Annotated in this window: 9 protein-coding genes; 5 read left to right on the top strand and 4 right to left on the bottom strand. The window is 64.7% G+C overall.

The genetic code is table 11. The features are described from left to right. The first annotated feature begins 16 nt into the window (after positions 1-16). The 5 genes from DWB85_RS06720 to DWB85_RS06700 all read left to right on the top strand — a co-directional run bounded on the left by DWB85_RS06720 (position 17) and on the right by DWB85_RS06700 (position 7,503). Positions 17-1,567: a peptide MFS transporter gene (locus tag DWB85_RS06720; RefSeq protein ID WP_117953441.1), complete on the top strand. Its 1,551-nt coding sequence runs from the start codon at positions 17-19 to the stop codon at positions 1,565-1,567. Between the two features lie 79 nt (positions 1,568-1,646). Then, complete coding sequence (locus DWB85_RS06715; RefSeq protein WP_117953440.1) at positions 1,647-4,544, top strand: hypothetical protein; 2,898 nt, start codon at positions 1,647-1,649, stop codon at positions 4,542-4,544. Between the two features lie 55 nt (positions 4,545-4,599). After that, positions 4,600-5,367 carry a (Fe-S)-binding protein gene (locus DWB85_RS06710; protein ID WP_117953439.1) on the top strand — a complete coding sequence of 256 codons (768 nt, stop codon included), beginning with the start codon at positions 4,600-4,602 and terminating at the stop codon, positions 5,365-5,367. A 5-nt stretch (positions 5,368-5,372) separates the two neighbouring features. Continuing rightward, positions 5,373-6,791, top strand: a complete 1,419-nt coding sequence (locus tag DWB85_RS06705; RefSeq protein ID WP_117953438.1) for a LutB/LldF family L-lactate oxidation iron-sulfur protein — start codon at positions 5,373-5,375, stop codon at positions 6,789-6,791. Beyond that, on the top strand, positions 6,784-7,503 hold the full coding sequence (locus DWB85_RS06700) for a LutC/YkgG family protein (RefSeq protein ID WP_117953437.1): 720 nt from the start codon (positions 6,784-6,786) through the stop codon (positions 7,501-7,503). Before DWB85_RS06705 ends, DWB85_RS06700 begins: the two co-directional genes overlap by 8 nt. Before the next feature lie 30 nt (positions 7,504-7,533). Here the strand turns inward: DWB85_RS06700 and DWB85_RS06695 are convergent, their stop codons facing one another. From DWB85_RS06695 to DWB85_RS06680, 4 genes are all read right to left on the bottom strand, one after another. Beyond that, positions 7,534-8,109, bottom strand: coding sequence for a lipid-binding SYLF domain-containing protein (locus DWB85_RS06695; protein ID WP_117953436.1), 576 nt, complete (start codon positions 8,107-8,109; stop codon positions 7,534-7,536). 81 nt (positions 8,110-8,190) lie between these two features. Further along, on the bottom strand, positions 8,191-10,830 hold the full coding sequence (gene ppc, locus DWB85_RS06690) for a phosphoenolpyruvate carboxylase (RefSeq protein WP_117953435.1): 2,640 nt from the start codon (positions 10,828-10,830) through the stop codon (positions 8,191-8,193). Continuing rightward, positions 10,827-11,825, bottom strand: coding sequence for a type I glyceraldehyde-3-phosphate dehydrogenase (gene gap / locus DWB85_RS06685; protein WP_117953434.1), 999 nt, complete (start codon positions 11,823-11,825; stop codon positions 10,827-10,829). Before gap ends, ppc begins: the two co-directional genes overlap by 4 nt. Then, the gene (locus DWB85_RS06680; protein ID WP_117953433.1) at positions 11,825-12,847 is read right to left on the bottom strand and encodes a type I glyceraldehyde-3-phosphate dehydrogenase; all 1,023 of its coding nucleotides are present in this window, start codon (positions 12,845-12,847) and stop codon (positions 11,825-11,827) included. The genes gap and DWB85_RS06680 overlap by 1 nt, the downstream gene beginning before the upstream one ends. Positions 12,848-12,850: the final 3 nt, after the last annotated feature.

Genomic DNA, 12,850 nt, shown 5'->3' with positions numbered 1-12,850 from the left:
ACAGGAAATACAGCTTATGACCACCAGCATCGCCGTCGACCCGGCCACCGATACGGGATTCTTTGGCCACCCCCGGGGACTGTTCGTCTGCTTCGCCACCGAACTGTGGGAACGTTTTTCCTTCTACGGCATGAAGTACCTGCTGTTGCTTTACCTGACCAAGTACCACCTGTTCAGTGACGCCAATGGCCTGGATGTGCTCGGCAGCTATGCCGCGCTGGTGTTCGCCACACCGGTGATTGGCGGGCTGCTGGCCGACCGCTACATGGGCATGCGCAAGGCGGTGATTTTCGGGGGTCTGCTGCTGGTGCTGGGCCACCTGGGCATGGCTGTGGAAGGAAAGCAGGCGCACACAGTGGGTGACGAGATCGTCAGGGACGAAGCCGCGCTGCAGGTCTTCTACCTGTCGCTGGCCCTTATCGTGGTCGGCGTCGGTTTTCTCAAGCCCAACATTTCCACCATCGTCGGCAGGCTCTATGCGGAGAATGATCCGCGCCGGGACTCCGGCTTTACTATTTTCTACATGGGTATCAACATCGGCGCTTTCGCCGCCACCCTGCTCTGCGGCTACCTGGGGGAGACCCTGGGCTGGGCCTACGGGTTCGGCGCCGCCGGCATTGGCATGCTGCTGGGGCTGGTTACCTTCATCAATGGCCAGAAACACCTGCACGGCCATGCGGAGCCCCACGACCCGCAGTTGCTCCGGGAAAAGTCGGCCATCGGCATCAACCGCGAGTGGACGATTTACCTCAGCGCGCTGATCGGTGTCGCCGTCATATGGCAAATGCTGCAGTTCCACGCCGCCGTGGGCATAACCCTGAACCTGATCTCTGTGGTCGTACTGCTGGGCCTGGCCTGGTTTATCGTCACCCAGTGCGATGCCATAGAGCGGCAGCGAATGATCGCCCTGGTGATACTGACCCTGTCCACGGTGGTGTTCTGGGCGCTGTTCGAGCAGGCTGCCGGTTCCATGACCCTGTTCGCCGACCGGGTGATGGACCGGGAGATATTCGGCATCCAGCTTACCGCCGCCCAGTACGGCTCCCTCAACTCGATGTTCATTTTCCTGTTGGCGCCGCTGTTCGCCTGGCTGTGGACAACACTGGGGCGCCGGGGCCTGGAGCCCAGCACGCCGGTAAAATTCGCACTCGGCATCGGCCAGGCGGGATTGGGCTTTGGTGCGCTGGTACTGGGCGCCGCCAACCCCGACCAGGCGGGCATGGTCACCGGATACTGGATGGTACTGGCCTACCTGCTGCACACCAGCGGCGAATTGTGCCTGTCACCGGTGGGCCTGTCCGCCGTCACCAAGCTGGCGGTGCCCCGGGTAGTCGGCGTCATGATGGGTGCCTGGTTCCTGGCAACGGCTTACTCCGAGTATGTCGCCGCACAGCTATCGAAACTGGCCGCCGTGGAAACCGTTGGCGGCAGCGTCGATGACGTTGGCGCGGCGCTGGTCAGTTACACCAGCCTGTTCGGTGACCTGCTCTATCTCGGGCTGGGTTTTGCGCTGCTGCTGCTGCTGATCTCACCGCTGCTGCGCAGGATGATGCACGGAGTGCACTAATCCGCAATCAGGCCTTGGCAGGGACTGGCCTGCGCCCTTACATTGGGTACATAGAACAAACAGGGGACATTGACGCGAGGTGAACAGGTTCAACCTCACGTTCCGGGGCGAAATTCTGCCGGGCAAGGACCCGGAGCAGGTGAAGGCCCGCTTTGCCCGGTTGTTCGGTATCACCGACCCGGAACGGCTGGAACACTTCTTCACCGGTGAGACCATCATTCTGCGCCGTAACCTCGATCGCAAGGTCGCCGGGGAGTATTACCAGAAACTGCACAAACTGGGTGCAGAGGCGGAGCTGGTCAAGGTGACTGCCGAGACTGACCTGCCCAAACCTGCCGCAACACCCGCCAGCAAAAATGACAACGCCCATGCCGACTGGGAAACCGCCAGGCAACAGGCCGAGCGCGAGGCCCTGGCGAGAAGAACCAGGGGCACGGCCCAGCGCAGGGAGTTAGAGCGCGAGGAGGCGGAGCGCAAACGACAGGCTGAGGAGACCGAGCGCAAGCGCCAGGCCGAGGAAGCAGCCCGACTAAAGGCCGAGCAGGAGGCCGCGGAAAAACGCGCCGCGAAAGAAGCCGCCCGGCGCCAGGCCGAGGAAGCGGCGCGACTAAAGGCTGAACAGGAGGCGGAGCGAAAGCGCAAGGCCGAGGCGGCTGCGCGCAGGAAGGCGGCCGCCGCCGAAGCGCGCCGGCAGGAAGCGGAAGCAGCCGCGCAGAAAAAAGCGGCGGAAGAAGAAAAACGCCGCCAGGCGGCGCAGGCTGCGGCAAAGAAAAAAGCCGCCGAGAAGGAAAAAAGACGCGTCGCCGCCGAAAAAGCGGCGCGGGAAAAGGCCGCGGCCGAGGCGGAGCGCAAACGGCGCGAGGCGGAAGCGGCGCGGATTGCAGCAGAGGCCGCAGAACAGGAGCGCCAGGAAAAAGCCGCGGAGGCGCGGCGCAGGGCCCGCGAGCAACAGGAGCAGAAACGGCAGCGCGAACTGGAGAAAAAACGCCGGGCCAAAGCAGAGGCGCGACGCAAGGCGGAGGAAAAAGCAGCCCGCCGCAAGCAGCGCGAGGCAGAACAGGCCGCGCAGGCCAGGGCAGAACAGGCCCGTCGCCAGGCAGAGCAGGAAGCGCTACAGCGGGCACGGGAGCTGGAGGAAAGAGCCATCGAACGTGGCGCCAGGGCGTTGGCGGCCACCGGTGCCATCAGGGCCACCCGGGCCAGAGTCAAGTCACGGCTGGAGTTGCCGCGGCGCAGCACCGCTTATCATGCCGGCAAGGCCAGTCAGTCCCGGACAGCGCCAAATCTGTATCAGCTGCGACCATTCCGCAACACCACTGAAGTCAGGGAACGGCCGGCGCTGGCCCGGGAAAAAAAACGCAGGGCCCTGCTCACCGCGGCTACCGCGCTGGCCCTGCTGCTGATACTCCTGGGGCGTTTGCTCGCCCTGACACCGGCCGCAGATGTAACCGGTCCCACAGCGCTTGCCGCCAGTACCGGCGGGGAGCTTGCCGTGCTGGCCGGAAAAGAACTGTTGCTGCACGATCGGGCCGGGGTGAGCACAACCGCGATCCCCGCCCGGGAACTGGGACTGACTGCCCTGTCACCGCCCCTTGCCTATACCCCCGCCGGGGAACTATTGCTGACAGCGCAGGCACTGGAGGATCCCACCGCAGGCTCGCAACTGTGGCAGTGCAGCCTGGACGACCGGCAATGCGTAGCCATGGCAAGAACGCAGGCGCCGGATGCGCTGAGCGTACACCCGCTGAGCGGCGAGTTGTTTGTCGCCGACGTTGCCGGCCAGTCACTGGCCAAGCTGGCGGCGGACGGCACCAGGCTGGCCGACACCGACAGGCCGCTGGCCGCAAACCCTGTGCTGCGCCTCAATGCAGGCCTGCTTTTGGTCAATAGCAGCGAGGGTCCGGCAGTGTCGGTGCTGCGCTACGAGGACCGGGCCTTCGGCCAGCAACTCGATGAAATACTGCTACTGCCGCCCAGCGCGCTGGAAGCAGAACTGAGCCGGGTCTGGGATTTTGCCAGCAGCGACAGCCACTGGTGGGCCATCCTCTACAACCCGGCCAGCGGCGCCAGCGGCCTTTACCTGTTCGACCACGACTGGAAATTCATCAAGCAATTAGCGACCCGGCAGACCACAAGCCCGGGGCAGCTGGTGAACTGGGGCAACAAAATCCTGCTCTATCATCCGCAGCAGGCGCAGATACTGCGCTTCAGCGCTGCCGGCAAGGCCGAGGCGCCACTGGTGTCCGAGTCACTGCAGACCATGATCGAAACCAGGGCCAGCGCACAGCGACTGACCCGTCTGGCCTGGTCGCTGGCGCTGATCCTGCTGCTGGGCATCGTCCTGGTGAGCCTCGCCCGGGCCTACCTGCAGGCCGCGAGAGCCCTGGTCTACAGGGGCAGGCCGAGCAGCGGTGCCGCACCGCTGGACGATATCGCCGACGATATCAGCTGGATCGATGCCGTCGCGACTCGCCCGCAGCAGCTCAGGCACGCCAATGTGGCACTGGCGGTAGTGGCCCTTGCCGTTGTCATCCTGCTGGTGGGGCTTGGCGTTAGCCTGGCCACCCTGGTGGGTGCCATACTGGTTCTCTGCGGCCCTTTGCTAGCCCTGCAGCTACTGCTGCGCAGCGAGCGCGACTACCTGGGCAGCTGGGAAGACCACCTGGTGCTGGTGGATCACCGCCGGCTCTATCACCTGGCCAGCGGAGCCCGGATACAGTATCGCGGCCCCTTCCTGCTGGTTGACGATGTGGTGGTATTTACCGGCACGCCCCTGCTGCCGGCCCTGGACGCACAGGCAATCAACCGGGAAATCGCGCCCCTGGCCCAGGCGGGGGTCCGGGTCGACCGCAAGACCCTGCTGGTCAAGTTACTGCAAAGCCACCACCCACTGGCCCGCGGCGGGCAGGTGGCAGGACTGTGTATGCTCGCCGGGCTGCTGGTAATGATTCTCGGGCAGCTGCCCTGGCAGGGTTAGAGCCGCGGCGCGAATCAGATATACTGGAGCCAATGCCTTTCGGACCCCTACCAGCATGAGCGACCCCAGCGCCCCCCGCGTATCTCTGTTCGTCACCTGTCTGGCGGATCTCATGCGACCCTCGGTCGCCTTCGCCAGCCTCCGCCTGCTGGAACAGGCCGGGTGCATCGTCGATGTTCCTCAGCGGCAGACCTGTTGCGGCCAGCCCGGCTACAACGCGGGGGAATACGAGTCAGCCGCGGTGCTTGCCCGGCAATTTATCGAGCAGTTCGAGGCCGCGGAATATGTGGTCGCCCCCTCCGGTTCCTGCGCCGGTATGGTGCGCGAGCACTACCCCCGCATACTGCAGGGCGAATGGCGGCGGCGGGCCCTGGCACTGGCGCAGAGAACCTGGGAGCTGACCAGTTTCCTCACCGAAGTGGTCAAACTGGACCGCGCCCCGGCGGTGGTCACCGAATTGCCGGCCATAACCTACCACGACAGTTGCGCCGGCCTGCGCGAACTGGGAATCAAACAACAACCCCGGGAACTGCTGCGCAAGCTCTGCCAGGTAGACGTTAAGGAGATGCAGCAAACGGAAGTGTGCTGTGGTTTTGGCGGAACGTTTTGCGCCAAAATGCCGGAGATTTCCGCAAAAATGACCGACGATAAACTGCGCAACGCCACCGCGACCGGCGCTGCCATGCTCACCGGCGGCGACCTCGGCTGCCTGCTGAGTATCGCTGGCCGGGCCCGCCGCGAAGGTATCGATATCGAAGTCCGGCACGTGGCAGAAATCCTGGCCGGCGATCTATACTCACCGGCTATCGGCGAGGGAGAGTAGGCCCGGTGGAACTGCAAAGCCAACACTTCCACAGCAAGACGCTGGATGCGCTGGCCGACAAGGCCGGGTCTGCGCAGCGCGACGCGATGGCCCTGTTTACCCCCATCGTCCGCAATGCTGCCGTGCAGCAGTTCGGCGATTTCGAGGCCCTCAGGCGGCACGTCAAACGCCTGCGCCAGCACACCCTGGATAACCTCGACTATTACCTGGCGCGGTTTGAACTGGAGGCCTGCAACAATGGCAGCCAGGTGCATTACGCCGACTCCGCCACCGAACTCAACTCCATCGTCCTCGACATTTGCCAGCAGCACGACGCCCGCAAGGTGGCCAAGGGCAAGTCCATGGTCACCGAGGAAACCGGCCTCAACGACTACCTGATGCGCGGTGGCCTGGAGGTGACCGAAACCGACCTGGGCGAGTACATCATCCAGCAGGCCGGCGAAACGCCCAGCCACATAGTCGGTCCGGCCCTGCACAAGTCGAAAGCGCAGATACGACAGCTGTTCCAGGAAAAACACGACCTGGGCGAACGCGAACTGGAAACCACCAGCGACCTGGTGGGCGAGGCCCGGGCGGTACTGCGCGACAAGTTCCTGCAGGCCGATGTCGGCATTATTGGCGCCAATGCCCTGATCGCTGAAACCGGCTATTCCATGCTGGTAACCAACGAAGGCAATGGCGATCTCTGCGCCAACCTGCCCCGGGTACTGATCATCTGTACCACCCTGGATCGAGTCCTGCCCAGGGGTGAGGACGCCACTGCCGTGCAACGGCTGCTGGTGCGTTCCGCCACCGGGCAGCCGCAAACCTGCTACACCAGCTTTTACTCGGGGCCGCGCCGCGAAACCGAACTGGACGGCCCGCTGGAAACCCACATCGTCCTGCTGGACAACCAGCGCAGCGACATTCTCGCCAGCGACTACCGGGAAATGCTGCAGTGTATACGCTGCGGCGCCTGCCTGAATCATTGCCCGATCTTCGCCGCCAGCGGCGGCCACAGCTACGGCTGGGTTTACCCGGGGCCGATGGGCTCGGTGCTCACCCCGCTGCTCAACTCGCTGGAAGACGCCGAGGCCCTGCCCAATGCCTGCACCAGTTGCGGCCGCTGCGCCGAGGTGTGTCCCGCGGACATTCCCCTGCCCGACCTGCTGCGCGACCTGCGCCACCAGCAAAGCGAGGAAAAAATCGGTTCGCCGCGCTGGCGTGCCGGACTGCGCCTGCACGCCTGGCTGGCGGCCAGGCCGGGACTGTACCAGTTCCTCACTGCCCGGGTGATGTCGATCCTGAGCCGCCTCGGGCGCCGGCAAGGCCGTTTCCGCAAATTGCCCTTCGCGTCGGGCTGGACCGGCCAGCGGGATTTCCCGACTCCCCAGGGCGGCAGCTTCATGCAGCAATACAAGGGCCGGAGGGGCGGCCATGAGTAGCGACAGCCGCTCCCGGATTATGGCCCGCATACGCCACGCCAGCCGTGGTCAGGACGCCGCCGCCATCGCGGCGGAACTGCAGGGTTTTGGCGTGGCCCCGGCGGCGGCATTGCCGCACGATGATACCTGTATCGCCTTTATGACCAACGTCCTGCGCAACCAGGGCAGTATCGAAGTGGCCCCCGGCCGGGTCGATGTGGTCAAGGCGGTGGGCCAGTACCTCTATCGCCACTACCGCAGCCACCGGCTGGTGGCGGGTAACGACCCCCACCTCGCCGCCATGCCCTGGCGCGACGGCGGCGTGCTGCCGCGCTTTGGCGAAATTGAACCCGGCGAGCCGGTGGCGCTGAGTTACGCCCAGTGGGGCGTGGCGGAAACCGGGGCGACGATATTCCTGACCGGCAGGAATAACCCCGCCCGCAATAACCTGCTGCCGGAGCACCACCTGGTGGTGCTGGACGTGGATCGCCTGCTGCCGGACCTGGAGTCACTGTGGCAGCAGCTGGAACCCGCATTCGCCGGGGCAGACAGGCCCCGTGGCCTGTTCTGTATCGCCGGCCCCTCCAGTACCGCGGATATTGAGGCGCAGCTGGTCTGCGGCGCTCATGGCCCCAGGGCCTGGCATGTGATCGTGACCGGCGAGGTACGCCAGGAACAACTGGATGTCGCCTCGGCCATTCACGCCGCGGCTGGCAGCACCGGCGCCGGTTAGGCCTGCGGCCGGGCCAGCGCCGGCGCGAAGCTACAGTGGCGTGTAATCGAATTTCTGGCCGCCCAGGGCCGCCTCATACATCAGCCCGCCCTTGGCGAGGGTAAATATCGCCATGCCCTTGCGGTAGCCGCCATGGCTGGTGGTGGCGTTGTTCTGACCGCCGCTGGCGCCGGCGGCAACACCGCCACCGGTATTGGCCTCGGCGGAAACGCCGGCGGTGATCGCCACCGCGGTGGCCTGGGCACTGAACTCAAAATTCCCGGTGGTAAACTCGCGAAAGGCCCGCTGGTCCTCGAAGAACACAATCTGGCTGTAGGCCTGGCCGCCCAGCTGGAAGCCGACGGTGACCTGGGTCATGGTGGTGTTGCCCACATGCTGCCCGGCGGCGTATACCCGGCCCCGGCCGTGGGCGCCGCCAATACCGATGCCCCCCTTGCCGATGGTGGGGAATATCGCATAGCCGTAGGCGCTGTTGAAATAGTTGGCGCTGTCGCCAGCCGACCTGAACGCTGCAATGGCCTTGTCGTAATTGTCCTGTGCCCAGGCGCCCTGCCCCAGCAGGGTCATAACCGCTACCAGGACGGTAATCTTGAAAACTCGATACATACGCAACCTCTGGATATAAGGGAGGGAATCGCCCCGGACCGGGGCACGCCAGTGGCAGCGGCTGCCACCCGCCAGAACCTGTCAGCCGGTGTTGCGCATTCCAGCGGCAATACCGGCAATGGTCACCATGATGGCGCGTTCCAGCCGGGGCTCCTCGTGCTGCCGGTTTCGTTTGAGCAGTTCCGCCTGCAAAAAGTTCAGTGGGTCGGTGTAAATATTCCGCAGCCTGATGGATTCGGCCGTCCAGGGCTGGTTTGCCAGCAACTGGTCGCTGCCGTCAATCTCCAGCACCGTGGCCATATCAGCCCGTAACTGCTGGCGCAAGCTGTCGCCGATAAAAGCCAGCTCTGGCGGCACCAGCACCTGGTCGTAGTAGGCGGACAGCTCCACATCGGCCTTGGCGAACACCATTTCCAGCATGGACAGGCGGGTGGCGAAGAACGGCCAGTTGGCCGCCATTTCGCCGATCAGCGCAGCGCGACCACTGCTGCGAGCACTGGCAAGCGCCGCCCCGGCCCCCAGCCAGGCCGGCAGCATCAGCCGGTTTTGCGACCAGGCAAATATCCACGGGATCGCCCGCAGGCTCTCGATGCCGCCGCCGGCCTTGCGCCGCGCCGGACGGGACCCCAGCGGCAGCTTGGCCAGCTCCTGCTCCGGGGTGGCATGGCGGAAATAGGCAACGAAATCCGCTTGCTCGCGGACCACCGCGCGGTAGGCCTTGCAGGACTCAAGGGACAACTCCTCCATCACCTCGCGCCATTCATCCTGCGGCGCGGGAGGCGTGCGCAGGTTGGCCTGGCAGATCGCTACCGTGTACAGCGCCAGGGTTTTGACCGCCAGCGATGTCCAGCCCAGTTTGGTACGGATCATCTCGCCCTGCTCGGTCACCCGCAGGCCGTTTTTCAATGAACCGGGAGGCTGCGACAACAGCGCCTGGTGGGCCGGCGCACCGCCGCGACCGATGGTACCGCCGCGACCGTGGAACAGGGTCAGCTCGACCTCGTGCCGCTGGCACACCTCCAGCAACTCTTCCTGCGCCCGGTACTGGGCCCAGGAGGCGGCCATGACGCCGGCATCCTTGGCGGAATCGGAGTAACCAATCATCACCATCAGCCTGCCGCCGGCCTGGCCCCGGTACCAGTGGTTCTCCAGCAGGTCGCCGATCACCTCCCGCGCCCGGGACAGGTCATCGAGGGTCTCGAACAAAGGCGCCACCGGTATCGGCGTGCGCACGCCTGCTTCCTGCAACAGCAGGTGCACTGCCAGCACATCCGACGCCTGCCGCGCCATGGAAATAACGTAGGCCCCCAGCGCCTCCGGCGCCTGCTCCGCGGCGACCGCACAGGTATCCAGCACCTCCTGGACTGGGGCCGACGGCTGCCAGCGCCGGGGCACCAGTGGCCGTGGATTACCCAGTTCACGCAACAGGAAGGCACGGCGGGCATCCTCGTCCCAGTCGGCGTAATCACCGAGGCCCAGGCAACGGGTGATCTCCGACAGGGCCTCGGTGTGGCGGGCGCTGTCCTGGCGAATATCGTGACGCACCAGGTGAACGCCGAAGCAACGTACCCGGCGCATCACATCCAGCAGGGTGCGGCGGGCGATGATGCCCATGCCGCACTCCATGAGCGAGCGGTAACAGGCCAGCAGGGGCTGCCACAGCTGTTCAGACCGCTGCAGGATCTCTACCGCCGGCGCCGGCTCACCGCGCAGCTGTGCCTCAATACTGGCGAGGGTGTCGCGCAGCATCCCGCGCAGGCGGCGCAATATTGCCCGATAGGGTTCGTGAGCGTCTCCCGCCAGCTCGCGCAGTTCATCGCTGCAGCGAGTCATGGACAGCTCATCCAGCAGGCCGGTGACATCCCCCAGGTACAGCTGGGCCGCCTGCCAGCGCGACAACAGCATGACCTCCCGCGTCACCTCTGCGGTCACGTTGGGATTGCCGTCACGGTCACCCCCCATCCAGGAAACGAAACTCACCGGGGCCGCCTCCAGTGGCAGCGACAGGCCGCACTGTTGCTCCAGGGCATCATCAAGGCGCCGCAGGAACTCGGGCACCGCACGCCACAGGGACTCCTCCACTACCGCAAAGCCCCACTTGGCCTCATCCACCGGGGTGGGCCGCTCGCGGCGAAAATCATCGCCGTACCAGATTTGCGCCACCAGTTCCCGCAGCCGCAGCTGCAGCTGGGACTCCTCCCGCGAGGTCAGGCCACCCAGTTCCAGGCGGCTGAGGCAATCGCCAATCTCGCTGTGCTTGTGGATCAGGGTACGCCGGGTGATTTCAGTGGGATGGGCGGTCAGGACCAGCTCCATCTTGAGATCGGCGATGGCCTGTTCGATCTCCGCCACCGGCACCCCCTCCGCCCGCAATTCCGCCAGGCTGGCAGCGAGGTTGCGGGAGGCGGACATCAGCGGGTCCATCTCCCGCGACACCAGGTGATGCTGCTCGGCAATATTGGCCAGGTTCAGGAACTGGGCGAAGGCCCTGGCCACTGGCACCAGCTGGTCATTGTCCAGCGCCCGCAGTTGCTCCAGCAACTGCGCCTGGTCCTGGCCCGAGCCATCGCGGGCGCCCTTGGACAAACCGCGGATACGCTCGATGAGAGCGAGAAAGTCATCGCCCTCGGCGCTGGCTATGGTATCGCCCAGGATACGGCCCAGGTCGCTGACATTGCTGCGCAGCGCGCTGTAGTCCGGCTCTGGTTGCGTCGTATTCACCAGGCGTCAATCCTCCCCAGCAGATCGCACACCCGGGAGGAGTAACCCCACTCGTTGTCGTACCAGTTCAGCACCCGCAGGTACCGCTCCGCAGTTACCCCGGTGAAGCCCGCGTCGTAAATTGAGGAATGGGAGTTGCCGATAATATCCGAGGAAACCACCGGCACTTCGCTGTACTCCAGAATACCCTTGAGCCGTTCCGACGCGGAGGCTTCCCGTACCGCCGCATTGACATCGTCCACGGTGACGCGCCGGCCCAGCTTGACGAACAGGTCCACCACCGAGCCGTCCGGCACCGGAACCCGGGCGGCAATGCCATGTAACTTGCCCTTCAGCTGCGGCAGAACCTCGCCCACCGCCTTGGCCGCGCCGGTAGAGGTGGGAATGATATTCTCGGCGGCGGCGCGGCTGCGGCGCCAGTCCGAGTGGGGCACATCCGCCAGCCGCTGGTCGTTGGTATAGGCATGCACCGTGTTGATCACCCCCTCCTCGATCCCGAAGGCATCGTTGAGCACCCTGGCCATGGGCGCCAGGCAGTTGGTGGTGCAACTGGCATTGGAGATAATCCGGTGTTCCGGCTGCAGGCCCTCATCATTAACGCCGAGCACCACGGTATAATCCACCGGGTCCTTGGACGGCACGGTGAGAATCACCCGACCGGCACCGGCATCGAGGTGCTGCACCAGCTGCTCCCGGGTGCGGAATACACCGGTGGCTTCCACCACCACATCCACGCCCAGTTCGCCCCAGGGAATGTCGGCCGGGTTGCGCTCGTTGAGCAGCCTGGTCCGTCCCTTGTCAGTGACAAAGTGATCATCCTCCAGCTTCAGGTTTTTCCCAAAGGGTCCCATTACCGTATCGTAGCTGAGCAGGTAACGCAGAGCGTCGTTGTCAAACAGGTCATTGATGGCAACCACGTCCACCCCGGCCACGTTCTCGAGAATGCGGAAGACCGAGCGGCCAATGCGGCCAAAACCGTTAATACCAACTCTCATTACGCGGCCTCCTGTTGCCGATCCAGCTTGCTGTACAGCCTCACCACGTCCAGCAACCGCGCCGCGTGACCCAGGTTCTCGTACCAGCTGAGGGTTTTGATGGTGTTGTTACCGGCCTTGATCGTGCCCTGGGTATCAAACAGCAGCGACAGCGGATTGCCGATGACGTCGGAGGATACGATCGGGTCTTCCACCGCACCGATAATGCCCGGCTTGCTGGCCGCCGCCGCGCGCATGGCGTCGTTTACCGCCGCGGCATCGACCGCGCTGTCGGTCATGACCAGGTTGACGTCCAGCAGGCAGCCCTCCTGTACTGGCACATTCAGTGCCGAGGTCAGGATCTTGCCGTCGAACTCGGGCAGGATATTGCCCAGCCACAGGCTCGCCTCGTGACTGTTGGGAATAATGTTCTTGGCGGCAGAACGGCTGCGGCGGAAGTCGGAACCGGCGTAGTCCTGCAGGGCCTGGTCGGAGGTAAAGGCGTGGATGGTGGTCATGCTGCCGCACTCGATACTGAAACTATCGGCCAGGCTGTGCAGCAGCAGCGCCAGGGCGCTGGTGGTCGCCGAACCCGCTGACACCATCCGGTCGCCGGCGCTGGCGCTGGTCTCGTTAATGCCGGGAATGATGATGCGGTCGATATGGTCGATGGGGAGAGTGCGCAACAGTACCCGTGGCGCCCCGTTCTCCAGATGGTCGGTCATGCTGTCCCGATCCCGGTACTTGCCGGTGGAATCAATAACGATATCGACGCCAAAGATATCCCAGGGCATCTCCGCGGGGCGATCGATTTCCATCAACCTGGCGCGGCAGCGGTCGTTGACCAGGAAGTTGCCCTCCAGCCGGTGACGCTCGGGCCGCCCTACTTCCGAACGCAGCAGGTAGTGGAGAATCTCCGGCTTGCCGATATCGGCAATCGCTACCACCTCGACGTCATCGCTGCGGGAGGCGAGCTCGAAAATCTGCCGCCCGGTCTGGCCGAAGCCCATGATACCCACTTTGATGGGCTGTTGCTGTGTCATGCT

Source organism: Seongchinamella sediminis (genome assembly GCF_003457605.1).
Classification (GTDB): Bacteria; Pseudomonadota; Gammaproteobacteria; order Pseudomonadales; family Halieaceae; genus Halioglobus; species Halioglobus sediminis.
This window is presented reverse-complemented; position numbering and strand designations above follow the sequence as displayed.

What these genes read in the sequence shown, in the direction of transcription:
- DWB85_RS06720 (WP_117953441.1), top strand. Translation starts at nt 17, where the DNA reads ATGACCACCAGCATCGCCGTCGACCCGGCCACCGATACGGGATTCTTT.
- DWB85_RS06710 (WP_117953439.1), top strand. Translation starts at nt 4,600, where the DNA reads ATGAGCGACCCCAGCGCCCCCCGCGTATCTCTGTTCGTCACCTGTCTG.
- DWB85_RS06700 (WP_117953437.1), top strand. Translation starts at nt 6,784, where the DNA reads ATGAGTAGCGACAGCCGCTCCCGGATTATGGCCCGCATACGCCACGCC.
- DWB85_RS06695 (WP_117953436.1), bottom strand. Translation starts at nt 8,109, where the DNA reads ATGTATCGAGTTTTCAAGATTACCGTCCTGGTAGCGGTTATGACCCTG.
- gap (WP_117953434.1), bottom strand. Translation starts at nt 11,825, where the DNA reads ATGAGAGTTGGTATTAACGGTTTTGGCCGCATTGGCCGCTCGGTCTTC.
- DWB85_RS06680 (WP_117953433.1), bottom strand. Translation starts at nt 12,847, where the DNA reads ATGACACAGCAACAGCCCATCAAAGTGGGTATCATGGGCTTCGGCCAG.